This is a genomic window from Pelagibacterium sediminicola (assembly GCF_003390885.1).
GTDB lineage: Bacteria > Pseudomonadota > Alphaproteobacteria > Rhizobiales > Devosiaceae > Pelagibacterium > Pelagibacterium sediminicola.
This window is the reverse complement of the sequence record NZ_QMEL01000014.1, coordinates 22,739-43,281: the sequence shown is the minus strand read 5'-3', so window position 1 is coordinate 43,281 and position 20,543 is coordinate 22,739. Positions and strand designations below refer to the sequence as shown.

The following is a 20,543-nucleotide window of genomic DNA, read 5'->3' as shown; positions in this document are numbered from 1 at the left end:
CCTGAAGGGCGCGAACCAGTTGCCTTTGCTCATCGAAGGCGTCACATTCACCGACGGCGTAGCCACCAGCGTCGCCGAAAATCGCGCCGCTTGATCAGGCCGTATCACCCAAAATCCCGCATAGCTCTGCTGCGGGTTGCCTTCTTCGGTATGATTTTCGGCCTGCCGAGCGCCTATTCGTTCGGCTTCCCGGCGGCGGTCGCGGTCGGTGTGGTCATGGCGCTTTGGGACTGGCGGTTCCGGGTTCTCTCCTGGCTGGCTGTCGGCGGGGCAGCATTCGCCGTATGGCTTGTGCCGTTTCTTTTCTGGGGAGACCAATTTGCAGCCGATGGAATCAGGCTGAGCCGCACAAGCGGGATGCTCCCCGCCTACATCGGCGCCGCCATCGTCTGCACCTGGACCGCGCGTCGACTGTTCGGCTCGGTCAGGTCGTCAGATGGTAGATGAGGTAAATTGCTGCGCCGAACAACAGTGCGCCTGCCATCATGAATAAAGTCGTTCGGCGACCCTTTTCGAGTTCAACGCGCGTTGAGCGCGGGCGCGCCGATCCATTCGGGCCATTCCCGGGCCGGAAACAGGCCCGCCGCAATCGGCCCCTCAGACTCTGGCAACCTTTTTCCGAACGGTCATATGATGCGCCGAAACGTCATAGGCGCCAGCAATAGTTGTCTGCAGTGTTCCAGGTACCGCCGATGGCGCGGCATTGACTCTGGGTTGAAGCCGAACTCTGCATGAGGCCGGGGCTGCCGCCAGAGGGCTGGTTTGCCTGTTCGCTCGGCGATCCCTCGAACTGGCCCCAGAATCCGTCCCATCCAGCCTGCTGGCGGTCCACGAAGGCCTTGCGCCGGGCCATTTCCTCGGGATCGTTGAGAACGCTGTTTGCACAACCGGCGGTCAAAAGCGTTGCGCCAGTGAGCAGCGCCGAGATCAGGATACGTGGTGCCATTGGTCTCCTCCAATATGGACTTTGATCCATCTATCCGGGTTGCGGGCCATTTTCGCCCCCCTGTTCAGGGGGGGATCGATCCAGGTGTGTTCTGGAGATCACCACTCTACCCGGCTCGGTGGTGGATTGGCGTTGTGCAGCGTTGCAGGGTCCAGTGGCCGAGGGCCACCGGAACGGATGACCGGCCAGAGCATCGGCAGGTAGATCGCGGCGAGCGCCATGAAGGCCAGGATGGCAAGATATATCCGCCCCTGGGCGATCATCAGCCCCGCGCCACCGAGAATGATGGCGATAGCCAGCGCCGCCACGATGCAGGTTGCGATCCATTCGCTCCGGCCCGCTCCTGATTCAAGTATGGTGCCCGGGTTGGCTTTCTTCAGCCGCCGCGCCAGCGTGAAGGTCAGCGCACGGAAGGTAGCCTCACGCCGTTGGAGACGGCCCCAGGAGTGGCGTTCTTGCTTCGTCCAGCGCGGCCAGTAGCGGTCGCAGAGCTTGTGGACCCGGCCGGTTTTCTCGATCAGCACACAGCGCGCCGGCGCCCCTGTATCATCGGGCGGGTTGAGGCGCATGAATGCCATGTCCGCGAGTTGTGCCTGCCCTTCGTCGGCACCGATGCGCCAATGCAATGCGGCGCCCTCCAGCCAATAGGCACGACGCCTGTGGAACGGGCCGGGACGAAAGACATGGCCGTGTCGGCTCAGTTCGTGCGCATCGCTCATTGCATGCCGTCCGGTTGTCCCAGCCAGTCGAGGCCGTAAGCCATCTCGCAGTTCTCGATGAGATTGATGAGCGCCAGTGGACCGTCCTCATCTCCCGAAGCCAGGGTTTCCGCGAGAATATCCTGCATGAGCCTGAAGGTGAGCGTGTTGAACTGGTCGTCGGTTGCGCCCGCAAGCTCTGGTTCCGATTGGCGCGCCGCCTGATATACGATCGGTACGCGCCGCATGGCTTCGGCCTGATGCTCGGGATAGATCGTGCCCTGCAGCACAAAGGCGGCGGCGCAATCCATATGTTCCTCCAAGGTTTGTGCCGGGGCCGCCTGGGTGTACAGCATGCCGGAAAGCATGACGGCGGTTACCCCGATATGACGGATCGTCATCGGTGTCCTCCTGACAAAAGCCGTTGCGGTTTGAAAACTATTGGACGACCATCGCCTCTGATCCCCCCTATTCAGGGGGTCATCAAATTTTGGGCGCTTCTTAGGTTGCGGACAAAACGCGGTTAGAGTGCAACAGTCGGTGCCGCCGGATTCTCGTACAAAAGGGAGATGCGCTTCTGTTGACCCGCTTTACGCCCAATCTCCTGCTTTCCGCCGCCGTTGCGGTCAGCGTGATGCTGGCCGCGTTCATGGTCGGGTTGGCGATGGATCAGCGCTGGCTGGGATTGAGGCTGGCGATCGAACCCGGCCTCGCCATTCCCGTCGCTTTCGAAGGACTGTGGATCGATGGCGTCGAGCAGGGCAGCCCGGCGGTCGATCAGCCGGGCGCGGGGATACCGGCGTCCGTGGCTTCCCTTGTGGCAATCACCGGAATCGACGGAACCACGATCCGTATCGCTCCGGGCGATCTCATCGAGGAGCCCGATACGCTCGAAACCTATGCCGACATGCGGGCCTTTTTCGCGCGGCAGGGCGAGATCGCCGCGATCCTGCGGCAAGCGTCTGTCGCGGCAAGTGTCGCGTTTCTGGACGAGGTTCGGATCTATACGCTTTTCCCACAACGCCAGCGGCCCGTCGCATCGCTGCCGCCGGCCTTCTGGATGCAGATCGGGGTGGGGTTGGCCGGTTTCTGGATCGGGGCATGGATCTGGGGGCTGAGGCGTGGCGAATGGGCGGCGCGGTTCCTGGCCATCGCCGGTACCGGGCTCATGGTCTCGGCCTTCCCGGCTGCGGTCTATTCCACGCGGGAACTGGCGCTTCCGGGCGCGCTGTTTTCCACGCTTTCGGCCTTCAATCATATCGGTGCCCTCACCTTCGGGGCGGGCATGATCGGGCTTTTCCTCGTTTATCCGCGCAGGCTGGTTCCGGCGCGCTGGCTCGCGCTGCCGGTCGCTATCCTCGGTGTCTGGCAGGTCGTCGATATCCTGCAACTGGCTGGCGGGCCGGGTGTGGGCTTCCATCTCCCGGTCGTTCTTGCGATGCTCGCCATTACGGCTCTGGTCGCCATCCAGTATTGGGCCGCGCAGGGCAATCCGCGCGACCGCGCTGCGCTGACCTGGCTCGGCCTGGCGGTTATCGTCGGTGCGGGCGCCTTCGTTGCGACCGTCATCACGCCCAATCTGCTTGGATTCGGCGCCACCATCTCCCAGGGCGAGGCTTTCCTGTTTTTCCTGCTCGCCTATGTCGGCGTTGCGCTGGGGGTTGCGCGGTTCCGGCTTTTTCAGCTCGACGAATGGGCGTTTCGCATTCTTTTCTATGTCATCGGGGTGTTCCTGCTCCTCGGTCTCGATGCGCTCCTGATCGTCACCATCGTCGATGAACGTGCACCGGCCTTCGCACTATCGCTGCTGATCGTGGCGCTGACCTGGCTTCCCTTGCGCGATGTGCTGGCTCGCCTCGTGCTGCGCCGTGGCGAACCTGCGGACAGAAATCTGTTCCGGCAGGTGATGGATGTGGCGCTTACCCCTCCGGGGCGCGATCAGCATGCGCGCTGGCGCGCGCTGCTGGAAGAGGCGTTCCGACCGCTTTCCATAACCCGAAGCGGCAATATGACGATGCCGGGGCTTATCGATGACGGTCTGGCGCTGGCCGTGCCCGGTCCTGGAGGGCTGCCGGGCTATCGGCTGGACTACGCAGGCGGGGGGCGGAGGCTGTTTTCTCCGCGCGATGTCGATTTGGCCGCCGAGCTTTCCGCCATGCTCGCCAACGCGCTCGACAGCCGTGAAGCCTATGAAAAGGGTGTCGCCGAGGAGCGCGTGCGCATCGCCCGCGATATTCACGACAATATCGGCGTGCAACTGATGGGCGCACTCCATAGCAGGGACTACGGCCGCAAGGACCTGATGATCCGCGAGACGCTGACCGACCTGCGCGACATCGTGAACAATGCCTCCAGTCCCGATCTGTCGTTCGATGAGATGCTGGCCGATCTGCGTTCGCAAATTTCCGAGCATCTTTTCGCCGCCGGTGTGAAGATGGATTGGCGGGCGCAAAATGGAGCGTCGACAATATTGCCGCTTGCGACGGCGCATACATTGCGCTCGATCGTCCGCGAGGCGGTGCAGAACGCGCTCAAACATGCCGGCGCGACCTCGATCCGCATTGCCGTCACCCTCGACGACGGCGCTATCGCGGTCTCGGTGGCCGATGACGGCGAAGGTTTCGATCCCGATGCCGTTCGGGGTGGCAACGGCCTTGCCAACATGCGGGCTCGGGTGACAAGTCTGGGTGGCCGGTTTCATATTGAAAGCACGGCTGGCGGCACCCGCGTCGAGGCGCAGTTTCCAATCGATGCAGTACGGAAGAACTGATGACGAAGATACTTATTGTCGAGGATCTGAGCGAAACGCGCCGCTGGCTGACCGAGATCGTCTGTGCGGCGTTTCCCGATTGCGACATTCACGATGCGCCCAGCATGCGCGCCGGGATCGCCCAGGCCGCCGCGCGCGATTATGACGTGGCGCTGATCGACCTCGGCCTGCCTGACGGTTCGGGCCTCGACGTGTTGCGCAATCTGCGCCTGCTGCGCCCCGAAACGGTCTGCGTCGTCACCACGGTCATGGGCGATGATGCTTCCATAGTCGGCGCGTTGTCGGCCGGTGCGCAGGGCTATCTGCTCAAGGAGCAGCCTCAGGATCTGCTGATCCGCCAGCTCAAGCAGATGGCCGAAGGCATCCCCGCGCTTTCGCCCTCGGTGGCGCGCCGGATCATGGAGCATTTCCGCAGGACCGGCCCGGCCGCCCCGGACGACGATCTGACGGCACGCGAGCGCGAGGTGCTTGGGCTGATCGGGCGCGGCCTGCGCAATGGCGAGGTCGCCGGCACACTGGAGATCTCGGAAAACACCGTGGCGGGCTACATCAAGGGTATCTATCGCAAGCTTGGCATTTCCTCGCGCGCCGAAGCATCCTGGCATGCGGCAAGGCTTGGATTGAGCGAAAAATCTCCTGGACGATAGAAGAACGCACGCCTTTGCCCCCGGACATTGGGGTCGGCTGTCTTGGGGACACGATGCCGCCGTTCTGGCGGCATCGTGCCGTTGGAGGGCCTACTCGGCTGCAGGCGCTTCCAGGAGAGCTGTGAATTCTTCGCGCGAGAGCGCGCCGTCGCCATCGGCGTCCAGAAGCGTGAAGTCGTCCTGGGTGATGGCGGGAAGCGCCACCTGGAGTTCCTCAAAGCTCACGGCGCCGTCCATATTGGCGTCGAGCGTGTCGAAATCGACGGCGCCCTGCGCAAAGGCCGGTGCGGCGAGGGAAAGGCCCAGAAGGGTGGCAAGAGCTACAATCTTTTTCATGGGTTTCATGCTCCATGTCGAGTTTTTGAAAACGGCGGTGGAAGAAACCCTGCCGCCGACGGCAACGCGGCAAATCGCGAAACCGTGAGCGGAATGTGCTGGCGCTTTGGGGCGGCGGACGGGCGCCCAAAGGGCCTTATCACGAAAATTTGAAGGCATTTTCGCCCCCATTCGGCCCCTTTTCGATCAGGCCGCGGAAGCGGGGTGTGGTCTTGTTTCGGACTCTGGTTTCGTGATGGTCAGCTCACACAGCGGTTGCTGGATCAGATCGCGCAAGAGGCACAGCCCGCGCGTCCAGCGCGCCAGCAACAGCGGATCGGAGGGCGCGACATTACCCATCCGCGCGCAACTGACGATGGCGGCGGCCTCGTCGACCGGCAGGGCCATCACATTATGATAAAGCGTCAGGGCATCGGTGTGCGGGGCAAGCGCGGTTTCCACCTGCTGTTCCCGAAATGCCCAGACCAGCATCAACGCCAGTTCCTGACGCGAAAGCGTTCTCATGCCGTCCCTCCAACGATACGCCTCTCCTTAGGGGCAGTATGACACAGCCGGCGGTTAAGGAACGTTTCCGCGCCGTTACGCTTGCGTCTATGGCTAATGAAACTTTATCTCCGCGTCGGAGGTTGATCTCGGTCAACGTCGTCGGCGTGCGGATGCAAGATGGTCGAGGCACCAACTGCCAATTTCAAAAGGAGGCACGTCATGGCCGGGGAATATCAGGACAAGGTTGCGCTGGTGACGGGCGGAGGTTCGGGCATCGGGGCGGCCATAGCGCGCGAACTGGCGGCGGGCGGGGCGCGTGTCGTTGTGGCGGACCTCAATGTCGAGCACGCGCAAGCGGTGGCCGATGAGATCGCCGAAAAGGGCGGCACCGCCGCCGTTCATGAGATCGATGTCACCAATGCGGCGGCGGTGGAGGCGATGGTTGCCTTTACCGAACAGCAGTATGGGGGCCTCGATTGGGCGGTCAACAATGCGGGTATCGGCGGCGAGGCCAATCTGGTCGGCGATTACAGCATCGAGGGCTGGCACAAGGTGATCTCGGTCAACCTCGATTCCGTCTTTTACTGCACCCGCTACGAGATCGCTGCGATGTTGCGGCGGGGCGGCGGCTCCATCGTCAACATGGCCTCGATCCTGGGCACGAACGGCTTTGCCACGGCCGCTGCCTATGTCGCGGCCAAGCATGGCGTGGTGGGCCTGACGAAAACGGCGGCGGTCGAGTATTCGGCCAGGGGCATCCGCGTCAACGCGGTGGGCCCGGCCTTCATCAACACCCCCCTGATCGATGAGGGCCTCGATGACGCAACCCGGAAAATGCTCGTGGGACGCCATCCCATCGGGCGGTTGGGCGAGCCCGAGGAGGTGGCGGCCCTGACGGCGTTCCTCCTTTCGGACCGGGCCTCGTTCATCACCGGATCGTACCATCTCGTCGATGGCGCCTATTCGGCGCAGTAGACGCGCCGAATAGGGGAAACCACGATGTAGGGCAGAGCCCCGGAACCCGGCTTCGCCGTCCGGCGTTCTTCTGGCGAGCGGACAATCCCGTCCGTCATGCGAGGAACACCATGCACAAGGACGAAATAAAGGGCGCCGGCAACAAGGCCAAGGGCGCCGTCAAGGAAGCCGCCGGCAAGGCGACCGACAACAAGAAACTCCAGGCCGAAGGCAAGATGGACAAGGCCAAGGGCCACGTTCAGGACAAGGTCGGCAAAGCCAAGGACGCCGCCCGCGACGCGCTGAAGCATTAAGAGTGCCTAACAAAACCAGAGACGGCCACGACGCGCGCAATTTGTTCAGCCCGCAAGGCGCCGCGTGCAGCCGATACCAAGGTATCGGCAAACGCGGGAACGCAGCGGATGGACAAATTCCGCGCGCCGCAGGTGGGGTTTGGACGGCCGCCTGCCGTGTCCAGTCGCTTGGCGATACCCCCGGTATCGCCCGCGCGCCTGTCCTTGCATCCGACTCGTCCAAACCCCATCGTGACCATCTCTGGTTTTGTTAGGCACTCTAAAGCCGGCCTTCATCCATGATGGTGCGCCGTTCCGGGATTTTCCGGGGCGGCGTTTTTATGGGCGCGTATTGGCGGCGCCCGGCGTGGCTTGCTGGCATCGCAACACCCCTCATCCGACCTTTCGCTTCACGCGAAAGGCCACCTTCTCCCTCAAGGGGAGAAGGGTATCCGGGGCTCCTCGGCTCTTGAGCCCCCCTCTCCCCTTGAGGGAGAGGGGTTGGGGGTGAGGGGTGCTGCGATGCCCGCGCCAGAACGCCGGTCCACCGGTCTACCCTACTGCAAAAACCCCACCGCCTGCGTTACCAGATCGTCCACCGCATAGGCCACGTCGAGCGTGATGCCCAGTTCGTCGTCCTCGAACGGTTCGAGCGTTGCGAACTGGCTGTCGAGCAGGGCCGGGGGCATGAAATGGCCGGTGCGGTTGGCCTGGCGTTCGGCGATCAACTCCTTGTCGCCATGGAGCAGCACGAAGGCGATCGGCTCGCCCGCCTTGTCGATCAGGTGATCGCGATAGTCGCGGCGCAGCGCCGAGCAGGCGCAGACGACCCGGCCCTGCTTGTCGGCGGTGTTGCGCATGGCATCGGCGACGATTTCGAGCCAGGGCCAGCGGTCCGCGTCCTCAAGCGGGCTGCCGCCGCGCATCTTTTCCACATTGGCGCGGGGGTGGAGATTGTCGGCGTCGATGAAGGGAACGGCCAGCGCATCGGCCAGCCTTTCGCCGATGGTGGTCTTTCCGGCCCCCGAAACCCCCATCACGACGATGAGCCGGGCGGCCTTTGTTGTTGAACCCTTCATGTGCCGCATGGCTTCTCCCGGCCGTTGCAATCGATTACATCTTGATTCTATACCGCATTTCGGCGCCGAGAAAAGCTTCTCGTCCGAAGCGACAGGGAACTTTACATCGGGCACGGGACGATTGCACCGGGGCGTTTTGACCTTGTGCGCGGGCTGTGCGAAAACCTTGTTCCACTCTGGAGATCACAAATGACTCAGGCACATATCGGGCTGATCGGCCTTGGCGTTATGGGCGAAAATCTTGCGCTCAACATTGCGGATAACGGTTACAAGGTCGCGGTCTATAACCGCACGCCCGACAAGGTCGACGCGTTTCTGGCGTCAGCCGGGGATCTCTCGGACAATGTGATGGGGTCGGGCGATCTTGCCGCGTTCGTCGGCATGCTCAAGGCCCCGCGTTCGGTCATCATCATGGTCAAGGCGGGCGAGCCGGTCGATGCGGTGATCGCGCAGTTGAAGCCGCTGCTGGAAAAGGGCGATGTCATCATCGATGCGGGTAACGCCAATTACCACGATACGGTGCGCCGCTTTGCCGAACTCGACGGCACGGGGATCGGGTTCCTCGGCATCGGGGTGTCAGGGGGCGAGGAGGGCGCTCGACACGGGCCCTCGATCATGGTGGGCGGCTCGCAAGCCGAATGGAAGAACGCCGAGGCGGTGCTGACGGCGATCGCGGCCAAATTCAACGGGGAGCCCTGTTGCGCCTATCTCGGGACCGGGGGCGCGGGGCATTTCGTCAAGACGATCCACAACGGCATCGAATATGCCGACATGCAGATGATCGCCGAGATCTACGGGGTGATGCGCGACGGGCTTGGCATGTCCGCCGCCGAGTGCGCCAGGGTGTTTAAGGACTGGAACGCCGGGCCGCTCGATTCCTATCTCATCGAGATCACCGGGCACGTGCTCGAAGCAGTGGACGACAAGTCCGGCAAGCCGCTGGTCGAGGTCATTGTCGATTCGGCGGGCCAGAAGGGCACGGGCCGCTGGTCGGCCATCGAGGCGCTCAACCTTGGCGTTTCGGCCACCACCATCGAAGGCGCGGTCGCCGCGCGCTCCATCTCCTCGATGAAATCCGAGCGCGTCGAGGGCGAGCGGCTTTATGGCGCCGCGCCCAGGGGCAAGGCGACCATTTCGCTTGAGGCGCTGGAAAAGGCGCTTCTGGCCGGAAAGATCGCAGCTTATGCGCAAGGATTTGCCGTGATGGCCAAGGCGTCGGAAGAGAACGGCTGGAACCTGCCGCTCGATGTGATCGCCAAGATCTGGCGCGCAGGCTGCATCATCCGCTCGCGGTTTCTCGACCAGATTTCTCAGTCCTTTGCTTCAGGAAGCGCTGCGAACCTTCTGACCCAGCCGGCCTTTGTCGATCTGATGAAGGAGAGCAGCGGTGCTTTGCGTGCGGTGGTCGCCACCTGCGCGGTGAACGAACTCCCTTCGCCATGCCTTTCCTCGGCGCTCGCCTATTTCGATGGCTATCGGCAGGCGAATGGGACGACCAATCTCACGCAGGGCCAGCGCGATTTCTTCGGTGCGCACGGGTTCAAGCGGACGGACGGGGACGGCGATTTTCATCATAAATGGCCGAGCCTGGTCGAAAAATAGGCATCGGCTCATCCTCTACTGCCGTAAATCCGTTTTGCCGTTCCCATTCTCGTCGTTCCCGTTCCCATTGTCCGGCATATCCTCGGTATCGGGGCGGTTGAAGGCCTGGCCGCTGGGGAGGGGTGGGGGGACGAGGGGTTTTCCGGCTTTTTCTTCCGGGGTCTGCCAGATGGTGAAGCGCAGGGCCGCGAAGATGAAGAGCAGGGCGCTGCCCGCCACCATCAGCCCGGCGGCAAAGAAGGGCGCGCCGGGGAAATAGGTGGGCGCGGTTTCGGATGTGAAAAAGGAAAAGAGCTGGGTGGCGCCGACCGGGGCGATGATGGCGGTCAGCGAGTTGGTGGCGTTCACCGCGCCCTGCAATTCGCCCTGCTGGTTGGCCTTGACGTTGTTGGAGAGAAGCCCGGTGAGTGAGGGTGCCGCGACGGCGCTGAACGAGCCGACGACGAGGAAGAACCACAACCCCAGTTCGGTATCGATCAGCGACACCCCTATAAAGGCGAAGACCGCCAGCGCGAGGCCCGCCAGAATCGTTGCCGCAACGCCGAAATATCTGATCGCCGGGCCCACCAGTACCGCCTGGCTCAGCGCGAACAATATGCCAAATACGCCCAGCGAGCGCCCCACCTGGGAGGGCGACCAGTCGAACTGGCGGATGGTGTAGAAATTCCAGACGTTGGGATAGGTCTGGCCCGCCAGCGCGAACAGGAACAGCGCCCCGAGCAGCACCAGAACAATGGGCGTGTGCCGGAAGGCCAGAATCGCGCCGAACGGGTTGGCGCGCTTCAAATCGAAGCGGCGGCGGCGGAATTTCGAGAGACTTTCGGGCAGGACGAAAAAGCCGAAGACCACGTTTGTCGCGGCGAGCGTTGCGGCAAGGTAGAACGGCGCGCGCGGGCCGAACTCGCCCAGTTCGCCTCCGATCACCGGCCCCACGATCAGCCCCAGCCCGAACGCCGCCCCGATCAGCCCGAAGCGCTGCGAGCGCTTTTCCTTTGGCGTGATGTCGGCGACATAGGCGGTCGCCGTGCCCATCGCCGCGCCGCAAATGCCCGAGAGTACCCTCCCCACGAACAGCCACGCGAGGGTCGGCGCCCAGGCCATCAGAAAATAGTCGATCGAAAGCCCGACCAGCGACAGCAGCAAAACCGGCCGCCGCCCCCAACGGTCGGACAGATTGCCCAGGATAGGCGAAAACAGGAACTGCATCGAGGCATAGACAAAGACCAGATAGCCCCCGATCACCGCGGCATTGGCGACGTTGTCGCCGTCGGTCAATTCGAGGATCAGCCCCGGAAGGACAGGCAGGATGATTCCCAGCCCCACAATGTCGAGAAAGACAGTGATGAGGATGAAAACAAGGGTCAGCCGCGACTGGGGATTTACACGCATCAGGCTCTTTTTGGCGGTCAGTGCAGGGACGTCAGTTGGCATGTGGGAAAGGGATAACGCAAGCCCCGGAGCGGTTGTTCTGCGGAATATGGCGTTCGCGGTTGAAACCGCTTCCCTCATCCCTCCGGCTCATACCCGTAAAGCCAGTCCAGCCGCTCGAAATGTCCCTCCGGCCCCTGGGCGCGGATCACCATGTCGCGCGCTACCGAGGCGGGAAATCCCATATGGAAGATGCGGCCATTGTTGCGCGATACCGCCTGCACGCGCTTGACGCGTTCCTGCCGCAACGCCGCGTAGCGGGCGAGCGCCTCTTCGGGGTTCGATGCGGTGGCGAGCAGGGGGGCGAGCACGGTTGCGTCCTCGATGCCCATGGCCGCGCCCTGCGCCTGAAAGGGCAGCATGGCGTGGGCGGCGTCGCCGATGAGACCGACGGCGCCCTTGTGCCAGCGTTCGATTTCGACCGCCGCCAGTACCCATGGCGTCCAGCTTTTCCCTGCCGCCGCAAGAATGGCGGCGAGCCGCCGGTCTTTGGTGTTGCGGAGTGAAGGCTGGCCTTTTTCCAATGCATCGAGGTCGCGCTCACGCTCCTGGGTGAAAAGAGCGAGATTGACCGTCTGGCGATGGGGCAGGGGGTAGACGACGAGATGGTGCCGCGTGCCGAAAAGGACGCTGACGCGATCGAGGTTCACAATGCCTTCAAGGCTTTGCGGGGACACCAGCGCGCGCCATGCGACCTTGCCGGAATAGTCCGGGCGCATCCCGCCCATCCATTGCCTGCGTACGGCGGAATTGACCCCATCGGCGCCCACCAGCGCGAAGGGCCTTATCGTTCGCTGGCGGTGGCCGTTTTCGGTAAAGCTCACCACGGTCTTGCCGTTCCTTTCATCGAGCGCGAACCGTTCGACCCCGAAGAGGACCTCGATATTGGCGAATTTTTTCGCCGCCGCATACAGCACCCCCGCAAGATCGCCCCGGTGCATGACGGCATAGGGCGCGCCGAAGCGGTCGGCGATTTTCTCGCCCAGCATCAGGGTCTGGAGCGGATCGGGTGCATTGAAGGGGTAAAGATCGATGCCCTCGGGGGCAAAGCTTGCCGCCGCGACGGCATCGCCCAGACCGAGCGCGTCGAGGCATTTGCGGGCGTTGGAACTGATCTGCAGGCCCGCGCCGAATTCGGTGATCCCGGCGTTGCGCTCGATCACGGTCACCCGCACGCCGAACTTGGCGAGCGCCAGCGCAAGGGTCAGGCCGGAAATTCCGGCGCCGATGATGACGATGGATCGCGGTGCGCCCATTCTGGCGCTCGCGGGTCAGGCGGCTTCGGCGTTATAGATGGCGCTCGACGGATCGGCGGCGCCGTCGGGAAGGTTGGCGTCATAGACATAGAGCGTCGAGCAATAGGGGCAGACGATCTCCTCGTCCGCGCCCATATCGAGAAAGACATGCGGGTGATCGAGCGGCGGCATGGCGCCCACGCACTGGAATTCCTTGCTGCCGATAGTGATGCGGGCAAGGCCCTCGGTGTTGTGGAAGTGCGGGATGACGTGCTGTGCCATGATCGGAAAATCCATAGTGCCAGATTTGGGCGGACCATACCGGCTCACCGGCGCGATGACCAGAGGGCAGTTTTGGCGCTGCTCATCTGCGTTGGCGTTTGTCGTTTGGCTGGCATCGCTGCACCCCTCATCCGACCCGGCTTCGCCGGGCCACCTTCTCCCACAAGGGGAGAAGGGGACTCCTTGGATGTATCGGCTCTTGAGCCCCCCTCTCCCCCTGAGGGAGAGGGGTTGGGGGTGAGGGGTGCAGCGGTGCCTGCCGGGGCGTGGTTGGCCTCGTTGAAGTCCGCTGATAAAACAGGAAAAATCTAGAGTCGAAAGAATCCCTTATGCCCGTTTTTCAATCCGAAGGTTTCGAGCTTGCCTATGAGGTTTATGGCGATGGCCCGCCCATCGTCGCCGTGCACGGGTTCGGCTCGAACGGGATCGTCAACTGGGTTGCGACCGGCTGGGTCGAGACGCTGACCGAAGCGGGCTATCGAGTCATAACGCTAGACAATCGCGGGCACGGGAAGTCGGAAAAGCTCTATGAGGCCGAGCGTTACGATGCGCGGGAAATGGCGCGGGACGTTGCCAATCTCATCGATCATCTGGGGTACGAGCAGGCCGCGCTGATCGGGTATTCGATGGGTGCGCGGATTTCGGCATTCGTTGCTATCCAGAACCCCGAAAAGGTCGCCTGCGCGATTTTCGGAGGGCTGGGTGCCAACATGCCTACCCCCACGCTCGACAGCGACGAGATCATCGCCGCGCTTAACGCCGATTCGCTTGCCGAGGTCACTCACCCCACCGGGCGCCAGTTCCGCATTTTCGCCGACCATACCAAATCGGACCGCAAGGCGCTGGCCGCCTGCATGGCGGGATCGCGGACGCCCGTGCCGGTGGAAGAGCTCAGGGGGATCGCAGCGCCTGTTCTGGTCGCCGTGGGCAGCGAGGACAATGTGGGCGGGGCGCCTCAACCCCTTGCCGACATGTTGCCCCGGGGCGAGGCGCTGGTGATTGAGCGGCGCGACCACATGCGGGCGACCGGGGACCCGCAGTTCAAGAAGGGGGCGCTGGCGTTTCTGGCGCGCGTTTACCCGATCTGAGCCAAACGTGAAGTATAAATTCCATTGCAGCCTTTGTCGGGGGCAAGCATTTGCCCTATATGAAGGCTCAATGAGAACGCGCCGTTTTGGAGAGAACCGTTGACCAGCACCGCCACCAGGCCCGGCAAGCTCAAATCCGTCGATCCCGTGTGGGAGACGATCGTGGCCGAGGCACGCGACATCTGTCTCGCCGAGCCGGCGCTGGCTCAGATGGTGATGGCGTCGGTTCTCAACCACGATACGTTCGAGTCCGCGCTCGCCCACCGGCTTGCCGCGCGCCTCGACCACGCCGACGTCCCCGCCGACATCATCCGGCAAACTTTCGATGAAGTGGCCGCCGATTATCCTGAAATCGGGCAGAGCGCCCGCGCGGATCTCGCCGCGACCCTCGAGAGGGATCCGGCCTGCGACCGGGCCGCCGAGCCGTTGCTCTATTTCAAGGGCTATCAGGCCATCCAGGTCCACCGCTTCGCCCACGCGCTGTGGAAGGGCGGGCGCAAGGATTTCGCCTATTACCTGCAAAGCCGGTCGAGCCAGGTGTTCCAGGTGGATATCCATCCCGCCGCCTTGGTCGGCAAGGGCATCATGCTCGACCATGCGACCGGGTTCGTCGTGGGCGAGACCGCCGTGATCGGCGATCACTGCTCGATCCTTCATGCGGTAACGCTGGGCGGCACCGGCAAATCGGACGAGGACCGGCATCCCAAGATCGGCAATGGCGTGCTGATCGGGGCGGGGGCCAAGATCCTGGGCAATATCAGGATCGGGGAGTGCTCGCGGGTGGCGGCGGGCTCGGTGGTGCTCAAGGACGTGCCGCCGCGCACGACGGTTGCCGGGGTTCCGGCAAAGGTCGTGGGCGAGGCGGGCTGCAACCAGCCCGCAACGGTGATGGACCAGATCGTCATGGTGCCGCGCGACTGATCATATGCGTTTGATCCGTCCGGGGAAATCCGCCCCCCGCCATTGCGGTGGCCGGGCATGGCCGTTATGTCTCGGCCACACCGATTTGTTGTCGCGTCCGTTGGCGTGATCCCGCCGGCCCGGACCGTAATGCCGGTCCGCACCTTTACCTTAAACGCCTATTGGAGAAAGTTCGTGAAGCACGAGGAAATCATCAAGCTGCAGAAATACCTGCAGATGAAGTTCGCCAACCGCAATATCGACGTGCGCCCCCGTCCCAAACAGGACGACTCTGTCGAACTCTATATCGGCGAGGAATTCATCGGACTGATCTATGTTGACGACGACGAGGGCGAGCGCTCCTACATGGTCCAGATCTCGATCCTCGATATCGATCTCGACGAGGTGGGGTAGGCCGGCTCCATTCTGGCGGAGCGAACTTTTTCCTCCGTTCGCTTCCCCGGCGAAAGCCGGGGCCCATACTTCCTCATTCGCAGTCGTAGAGATTTTGCTTGGGTCCCGGCTTTCGCCGGGACAGCGAGGGCAGTGTTAAACTCGAATCATGGAGTTTTCGCTACTTCCTCAACCCTGCCAGCCAGCCCTCGACCGCCCCGTCGAACGCCCGCCAGTTATAGAGCACCGCTGGCTCGAAGGCGAAGACGGCTGTGTTGCGGTCGGACAATTGCACGGTGCGGATGCAGGTTTTCTGGGGGGTTCCCATGGCGATGGGTGTGGCGCATTTGGCAACGAATGGCGTTGCGCTCAGGGGATCGTACCAGACGGTTTCCCCGCTGGTTCCCGCATCATGGCCCAGCGGCTTGCCGACGAGGCCCGGCGGGCCCTGCAACTGGGCGTGGGCGAACTGGTGCAGATAGACGTTGTCAAGCAGGTTGGCGCTGGTGCGGGCGCGGCCGCGTGGCATGATGGTGATATCGACCGGGGTCAGCGCGCCATCGGCCGCGAGCGGCAGCACGAGGGCCATGTCGAGCCGGTCGGCAAAGCCGTCGCGCCGCTGGATGGGGTCGGAGATCAGGGCGGCGGGCACCATATAGTGCTGCGCGCCGATGGTGATGATGTGGGTTGCGGCCAGCGCGGGGTCGGCAGGTTTTTCACGCGCCGCATCTAGCCAGGCGCCCACCGCATAGGCGCCGCCCAGCCCCAGGATGGCAACGATCAGCCCGATGATCGCCAGGACATAGAGCGTTGCGCCGGTGTCGCCCGGTCGCCGGGAGGGGCTGGCTTGGCTCACCGCCGGTTTTCCACTTCAAATCCTCGAAATTAACCATGCCGCTCTTGCGCGGATGACAGCGAGTTTGGCGGCGGATATGCTTAATAATCCGTTAACGCATGGTCGGCGATTGCACGGCCCCTTGGCGAGCAGGTGCATCGTGTCAGAACTGGTCCTTGCCTTTTTCATCATCGGGGTCGGCCTGTGTTCGGCGGGGATGCTTACCCATCTCTATCAGGGCTTTTCGCGCCAGACGGCGGGCATGCGCGTTGCCGGGGCGACGGCGACCCGCAGTTTTCTCAATATCGTCATCACGTTTTTTTGCGGCCCCTACATCATGCTCCGGCTGGGCTGGCAGAGCGGGGAGGCGGGGGAGATCCCGGTCGTCAACGTATTGCTCGCCGCGTTTATTGCCTTTGCATGGAGCTTCGTGTCCGGGCTGATGATCCTTGGCACCTATGTCGCCGTGCTGCGCGCCATGATGTAAAAAAAGGAGCGCAGCTCTGATCTGATCAGGGCGTGCGCTCCGGAGTTTCGCCTGTCGGGGCGATTTCAGTCCGTCCTCAGTAACCCGCCGTTGCGGTCACGATGCTGTCGTCACGGGCGTCGATGATATCGACCCACTGGCCGGCATGGGCCTGGCTCTGGCGCTTGAGGAAGGTATAGGGCGTGTCGGTCCAGACCTTGATCAGCGCTTCCTGATTGTCGAGCACGAGATCGCCACGGTCGGTGCGCACCATCAGCACGGCATGGCCCTCGCCATTGGGCTGCATGACGACGGAAATCAGCAGCGTCGATGCGGGCCAGCCGCGTTCGATCAGCGCGGCGCGCTTGGCAAGGACGAAATCCTCGCAGTCGCCATAGCCGTTGGTGGGATAGGTCCAGAATTCGTCGACACCATAGATGTCGCGGTCCGAGACCGGTGTCACCGTGGTGTTGTAATGGTTGTTGACATCCTGCAGGTCGCGCCACAGGGCATCGGTGAGCGAAATGTTGGCGATCTGCTCGATGGGCTGGCACTCATAGGGGCGCCGTTCGCAGAACTCGGCATGACCGACCGGAATCGAAGTCTGGCTCCCGATCGATGCAAAGGCCGGATGGGCCTCGAAAGCATTGGCGGGCGCGGCTGCCCCCAGTGAAACAACAAGGGCGATAAGCCCGGAAATAAAGACGTTTGTTTTTTTCATTATCGTGATCTCCCCGACGGAAATCACGATAGGGGGCGGAAATTTCGCCCATTAGAAAATTACAACGCAGTTTTGAATCGAGTTTTATGTGCTTGATTTACTTGCTGTTAGGCATGAGCTTGCCTGACGCATCATCGGCTGGGGGCGTTTCGCCAAGACCCATGCCGGGGAGCAATACTTAAATTCGCGCGGTTTCCCTACCTCCGCTCATAAAAAGCGTTGCCGCCCGCGACCAGCACGTAGTGCATATTCCTGTAGGGGAATGTGAGCCCGGCGGTGTGGAAGAACATCGCGTTGCCCACGCCGGGGTGGCGTGCGCCGTTGAGTACCTGATGGGCGATATGCGCCGCGCGCTGCATGCTGCGCGCCTCGCTCATGGGCCGGGAGAGGACACCCGAAGCGAACTGGTTTTTCTGGCCGACCACACCGCAAACGTCGTTGGGGTAGCCCTTGGCGTACATCCGGTTCATCACGACCGTGCCCACGGCGAGCATGCCCTCTTCGCTCGAGCGGTTGGACTCGAAGTACATTACCCGCGTCATGCACTCGTGCGGGGTCCGCGCGCCGAACCAGCCCAGCGACAGGCATCCGGAAAGGGAAGTGAGGGCGATGAGCGCCGCCGCAAGCGCAGCGGCTTTCCGTAAGATACGCATGGCACAATCCATCCAGAATACGCGGACAGGCGTCGCCTCGGCCCAGCCCCCAGGGACCACGGCGATTTACTCGAACCTCACAATACCGCTCACGGGGTTAAGGGTTTGTTCACGCTGGAAGCCGTCCGGCCAGAGCATTGGCGAACGGGGGTTTGATGGTACTGTTCGCGCCGCCAAACCCTGAGGATAGAATGCCCCCGATCAAATCCCCCCTCATCCGCGTCGCCATCGTTTGGGCCGCCATGGTCGCGATCTGGCTGGCACTGCCCGCTCTGCGCAATCTGTTCTGGGGCATCGGTCCGGACGGCTATACCCTTGGCGGACATGTGCTGAGCGCCATTCTCGCCACCGTGCTGGCCGTGCCCATGGTGATCGCCGTGCGGCGCTGGCTGGATGGGGAGACCGTTGCGAGCCTCGGGTTCCGTCTCGAAGCCGCCGCCATCAAGCAGTTCCTGATTGGCGCCGCTGCATTCCTCGTGCCGTCCGCGCTTGGCTTTGCGGTTGTTCTCGGACTTGGCTGGACGGTCATCACTCCGATTGCATCATGGGGAGAAATCCTTGCCTTTATCCCGCTGCTCGTCCTGCTCGTCTTCATCTACGAAGCGTTGCCCGAGGAACTGGCGTTTCGCGGCTATATGCAGGTCAATCTGGAAACCCGGCTGGGCTATTGGGGTGCGATTCTAGCGCAAGCCGTGCTGTTTGCGCTGTGGGGCGCCGCGCTATGGACCATCGCGGCAGGCGCTGTCGCTTTCGACCGGCTGGCGATGTTCTTTTTCATGGCACTGGTGCTGGGCATCTTGCGCGGCACGACAGGCTCGGTCTGGACAACCATCGGTTTCCACGTGGCGTTCCAGACCGTGGCGCAATTGCTGCTCAACACCGGTCGTGGCCATTTTGCGATAGAGGGCGCGGACATGCTGCAACTCGTCGCGCTTGGCGTCGTGCCCTTCTCGCTGGCGGCGATCATTGTGGACTATCTCCACAAGCGCTGGCGCTGAAGCGGAAAAAAATAAGGATCGTCTCAGGTTCCGACCGAATCAAAAGATCTGCGTTCGGGGAGGCATCGTCTGGACCCCGGGAATGAATCCCGGGGTGACACGGGGGATGAGGTAGACTTGCGGAAGACACCGTTGTCATTCCGGCATTCATTGCCGAAAATCCAGCGCGATCCTGCCGGGATGATGAAAGTCGGCGTTTCCATCAAAACCTGGGATCAAACACTTAGTTCATCGAAAGGTTCTGCTGCACCACGGTCAGCATTTCCTGCACCGAGGCGAATTCGACCGCGATGCCGTCCTGGAAATGGCGCACGACGCGGGCCCGCATGCGGCCCAGCGTCACCGGGGTGCCGAGCGCCGGGCGGACGTCGATTTCGACGGCGGCGCCCGAGAGCGAGATATCGGTGATCTTGCAATTGTAGCGCCGTCCGTCCTCGAGCAGGATCGAGGAATGGCGCATGTCGGGCACGACGCGCTCGTGGCGGCGGTCTTCGGGGAGGTTGAGAAGGTCCTTGTTGGCCAGCCAGGTGAGCTGGGCAGCCAGCCTGTCGCGCTTGCGCGAGGAGGAGACGAGCTCCATCACAAAGCCTCCCTCCATCAGTTCGGTGATCGTTCCTTCGACGCGGCCCAGGTGATCGAGATAGATGATGATCCGCTCGCCGGGGTTTCCCGAAACGGGCGCGATGACGCGCGCGTCGCCGGGCGACATCTCGATGATCTGGCACGGGAACTCGCGCCGGTCGGCCAGCATGTAACGGCCAAGCACCGACACGCGGACGCTCTGGTAGTACGGCTCTTCGGCAGCCGTGCTCACAGCCTGACGGCGGACGTCCATAGCCAGGTCATGGTCGAGCATCCAGTTTACCCCGCTCCCGTTGTTTCGGATTTGAACCGAACAATAGAGCGGTTTGCGTTAATGGATGGTAATCCGGGGTGGCTGGACTTGGGGAAAAATTGAGTGAAATCAGGCTTTCCCGCCGTCGATCACCGCCAGATGCGCATAGCGGCGGGCGGCGGTGCCGGCGATGGTGACGGGCATGGGGGGTGTCGTGCCGTTGATCATGGCGCCGATGCCGTCGTAAACGCTCGCCGAGAACTCGCGGCCCGACGCGGTGTCGTGGTCGTCCGGCCATATGAGCCGCAGGCCGGTGATCCGCTGCTCGACCACCGGGTGGATGCCCAGCCAGTAGGGCGTATCGAGCGCGGTCATGCCGCCCATGATGCGGTTGGTCGTCACCCCGTTGTGGCGCAAGGGGAAAAGGGCGGTCTCGAAACTGGTCTTGTCGCCGCGGTCAGATTTCGCCTCGAAGGTGACGAGCGCCACGGCGTGGTCCTCGGTCACGGCACGGATCAGCGTATCCAGGGCGTCCCGGTCCTTGCCGGTCCACAGCGATGCGAAGGGACGGGCCTTGAGTTCGCGGCAATAGGTCGAGCACAGGTGCGAGCCCGCGAGGCGGAAGTTGAAATCGAGCCCATCTTCGGATTCGAGGATGAACGTATAGGCAAGCGCCTCGCGAATCCGCGTGGGATCGATGTCGCGCCGCTCGGGAGTCGAGCGCGCGCCACGGATTTCGTTCCAATACGCATAAAGCGTTCTTGTGCTCGACTGTTGCATGTGGCCTAACGTACCTTGTATTGGCAGTCCGCACCCTCGGGCCGGTCCGCCGAAACTGACCCACCAACACTCGCAAAAAGGCACGGGAAAATCGCCCTTAAACAATTATTAAGGTTAA

Annotated in this window: 24 protein-coding genes and 1 pseudogene; 11 read left to right on the top strand and 14 right to left on the bottom strand. The window is 62.8% G+C overall.

What is annotated here, in order from left to right; all coding sequences use genetic code 11:
- Window positions 1-150 precede the first annotated feature (150 nt).
- On the top strand, window positions 151-447 hold the full coding sequence (locus tag DQG18_RS15320; RefSeq protein WP_116655120.1) for a hypothetical protein: 297 nt from the start codon (window positions 151-153) through the stop codon (window positions 445-447).
- Window positions 448-646: 199 nt separating this feature from the next.
- On the opposite strand, the gene DQG18_RS15315 is transcribed toward DQG18_RS15320, so the two are convergent.
- From DQG18_RS15315 to DQG18_RS15305, 3 genes are all read right to left on the bottom strand, one after another.
- A complete protein-coding gene (locus tag DQG18_RS15315; RefSeq protein WP_116655119.1) occupies window positions 647-946 on the bottom strand; it encodes a hypothetical protein in 300 nt (99 codons plus the stop codon).
- A 98-nt stretch (window positions 947-1,044) separates the two neighbouring features.
- Window positions 1,045-1,665, bottom strand: coding sequence for a hypothetical protein (locus DQG18_RS15310; protein ID WP_116655118.1), 621 nt, complete (start codon window positions 1,663-1,665; stop codon window positions 1,045-1,047).
- Complete coding sequence (locus DQG18_RS15305; protein ID WP_116655117.1) at window positions 1,662-2,045, bottom strand: hypothetical protein; 384 nt, start codon at window positions 2,043-2,045, stop codon at window positions 1,662-1,664. The genes DQG18_RS15310 and DQG18_RS15305 overlap by 4 nt, the downstream gene beginning before the upstream one ends.
- Before the next feature lie 179 nt (window positions 2,046-2,224).
- Between DQG18_RS15305 and DQG18_RS15300 the strand changes: the two genes are divergently transcribed.
- Window positions 2,225-4,414, top strand: a complete 2,190-nt coding sequence (locus DQG18_RS15300) for a sensor histidine kinase (RefSeq protein ID WP_116655116.1) — start codon at window positions 2,225-2,227, stop codon at window positions 4,412-4,414.
- Window positions 4,414-5,061 carry a response regulator gene (locus tag DQG18_RS15295; RefSeq protein WP_116655115.1) on the top strand — a complete coding sequence of 216 codons (648 nt, stop codon included), beginning with the start codon at window positions 4,414-4,416 and terminating at the stop codon, window positions 5,059-5,061. The genes DQG18_RS15300 and DQG18_RS15295 overlap by 1 nt, the downstream gene beginning before the upstream one ends.
- A 90-nt stretch (window positions 5,062-5,151) precedes the next feature.
- Here DQG18_RS15295 and DQG18_RS15290 read toward each other — a convergent pair whose 3' ends face one another.
- Both DQG18_RS15290 and DQG18_RS15285 read right to left on the bottom strand, forming a co-directional pair.
- Window positions 5,152-5,397 (bottom strand): EF-hand domain-containing protein, encoded by a 246-nt coding sequence (locus DQG18_RS15290; protein ID WP_116655114.1) that lies wholly within the window; start codon window positions 5,395-5,397, stop codon window positions 5,152-5,154.
- A 186-nt stretch (window positions 5,398-5,583) separates the two neighbouring features.
- Window positions 5,584-5,901, bottom strand: a complete 318-nt coding sequence (locus DQG18_RS15285) for a hypothetical protein (protein WP_116655113.1) — start codon at window positions 5,899-5,901, stop codon at window positions 5,584-5,586.
- Between the two features lie 201 nt (window positions 5,902-6,102).
- Here DQG18_RS15285 and DQG18_RS15280 point away from each other — a divergent pair, with 201 nt between their 5' ends.
- Window positions 6,103-6,858 carry an SDR family NAD(P)-dependent oxidoreductase gene (locus DQG18_RS15280; RefSeq protein WP_116655112.1) on the top strand — a complete coding sequence of 252 codons (756 nt, stop codon included), beginning with the start codon at window positions 6,103-6,105 and terminating at the stop codon, window positions 6,856-6,858.
- A 110-nt stretch (window positions 6,859-6,968) separates the two neighbouring features.
- The gene (locus tag DQG18_RS15275; RefSeq protein ID WP_116655111.1) at window positions 6,969-7,151 is read left to right on the top strand and encodes a CsbD family protein; all 183 of its coding nucleotides are present in this window, start codon (window positions 6,969-6,971) and stop codon (window positions 7,149-7,151) included.
- Window positions 7,152-7,687: 536 nt separating this feature from the next.
- Here the strand turns inward: DQG18_RS15275 and DQG18_RS15270 are convergent.
- A complete protein-coding gene (locus DQG18_RS15270) occupies window positions 7,688-8,218 on the bottom strand; it encodes a gluconokinase (RefSeq protein ID WP_245958499.1) in 531 nt (176 codons plus the stop codon).
- 180 nt (window positions 8,219-8,398) lie between these two features.
- Between DQG18_RS15270 and gndA the strand changes: the two genes are divergently transcribed.
- On the top strand, window positions 8,399-9,811 hold the full coding sequence (gene gndA / locus DQG18_RS15265; RefSeq protein WP_116655109.1) for an NADP-dependent phosphogluconate dehydrogenase: 1,413 nt from the start codon (window positions 8,399-8,401) through the stop codon (window positions 9,809-9,811).
- Window positions 9,812-9,826: 15 nt separating this feature from the next.
- Here gndA and DQG18_RS15260 read toward each other — a convergent pair whose 3' ends face one another.
- From DQG18_RS15260 to DQG18_RS15250, 3 genes are all read right to left on the bottom strand, one after another.
- Window positions 9,827-11,200 (bottom strand): TCR/Tet family MFS transporter, encoded by a 1,374-nt coding sequence (locus DQG18_RS15260; protein ID WP_157970204.1) that lies wholly within the window; start codon window positions 11,198-11,200, stop codon window positions 9,827-9,829.
- Window positions 11,201-11,316: 116 nt separating this feature from the next.
- Complete coding sequence (locus tag DQG18_RS15255; protein WP_116655107.1) at window positions 11,317-12,495, bottom strand: FAD-dependent oxidoreductase; 1,179 nt, start codon at window positions 12,493-12,495, stop codon at window positions 11,317-11,319.
- A 15-nt stretch (window positions 12,496-12,510) separates the two neighbouring features.
- On the bottom strand, window positions 12,511-12,756 hold the full coding sequence (locus DQG18_RS15250; protein WP_116655124.1) for a zinc-finger domain-containing protein: 246 nt from the start codon (window positions 12,754-12,756) through the stop codon (window positions 12,511-12,513).
- Window positions 12,757-13,085: 329 nt separating this feature from the next.
- Here DQG18_RS15250 and DQG18_RS15245 point away from each other — a divergent pair, with 329 nt between their 5' ends.
- The 3 genes from DQG18_RS15245 (at window position 13,086) to DQG18_RS15235 (ending at window position 15,158) form a co-directional block, all read left to right on the top strand.
- Window positions 13,086-13,844 (top strand): alpha/beta fold hydrolase, encoded by a 759-nt coding sequence (locus DQG18_RS15245; RefSeq protein WP_116655106.1) that lies wholly within the window; start codon window positions 13,086-13,088, stop codon window positions 13,842-13,844.
- Between the two features lie 99 nt (window positions 13,845-13,943).
- The gene (gene cysE, locus DQG18_RS15240) at window positions 13,944-14,765 is read left to right on the top strand and encodes a serine O-acetyltransferase (protein ID WP_116655105.1); all 822 of its coding nucleotides are present in this window, start codon (window positions 13,944-13,946) and stop codon (window positions 14,763-14,765) included.
- Between the two features lie 174 nt (window positions 14,766-14,939).
- Entirely contained in the window at window positions 14,940-15,158 is a 219-nt protein-coding gene (locus tag DQG18_RS15235) for a DUF3126 family protein (protein WP_116655123.1), read from the top strand.
- Window positions 15,159-15,318: 160 nt separating this feature from the next.
- Here the strand turns inward: DQG18_RS15235 and DQG18_RS15230 are convergent, their stop codons facing one another.
- A complete protein-coding gene (locus DQG18_RS15230) occupies window positions 15,319-15,993 on the bottom strand; it encodes a hypothetical protein (protein WP_116655104.1) in 675 nt (224 codons plus the stop codon).
- 139 nt (window positions 15,994-16,132) lie between these two features.
- On the opposite strand from DQG18_RS15230, the gene DQG18_RS15225 reads away from it, so the two are divergent.
- Window positions 16,133-16,459, top strand: coding sequence for a DUF6949 family protein (locus DQG18_RS15225; protein ID WP_116655103.1), 327 nt, complete (start codon window positions 16,133-16,135; stop codon window positions 16,457-16,459).
- Between the two features lie 76 nt (window positions 16,460-16,535).
- On the opposite strand, the gene DQG18_RS15220 is transcribed toward DQG18_RS15225, so the two are convergent.
- Both DQG18_RS15220 and DQG18_RS15215 read right to left on the bottom strand, forming a co-directional pair.
- A complete protein-coding gene (locus tag DQG18_RS15220; RefSeq protein WP_116655102.1) occupies window positions 16,536-17,159 on the bottom strand; it encodes a transglutaminase-like cysteine peptidase in 624 nt (207 codons plus the stop codon).
- Between the two features lie 200 nt (window positions 17,160-17,359).
- Window positions 17,360-17,743 (bottom strand): annotated as a pseudogene (locus DQG18_RS15215) (cell wall hydrolase); the annotation flags it as partial.
- A 260-nt stretch (window positions 17,744-18,003) separates the two neighbouring features.
- Here DQG18_RS15215 and DQG18_RS15210 point away from each other — a divergent pair.
- Complete coding sequence (locus DQG18_RS15210; RefSeq protein ID WP_157970203.1) at window positions 18,004-18,810, top strand: CPBP family intramembrane glutamic endopeptidase; 807 nt, start codon at window positions 18,004-18,006, stop codon at window positions 18,808-18,810.
- Between the two features lie 223 nt (window positions 18,811-19,033).
- Here the strand turns inward: DQG18_RS15210 and DQG18_RS15205 are convergent, their stop codons facing one another.
- On the bottom strand, window positions 19,034-19,666 hold the full coding sequence (locus tag DQG18_RS15205) for a PilZ domain-containing protein (protein WP_425454230.1): 633 nt from the start codon (window positions 19,664-19,666) through the stop codon (window positions 19,034-19,036).
- Window positions 19,667-19,774: 108 nt separating this feature from the next.
- Entirely contained in the window at window positions 19,775-20,425 is a 651-nt protein-coding gene (locus DQG18_RS15200; RefSeq protein ID WP_116655099.1) for a PAS domain-containing protein, read from the bottom strand.
- Between the last annotated feature and the right edge of the window lie 118 nt (window positions 20,426-20,543).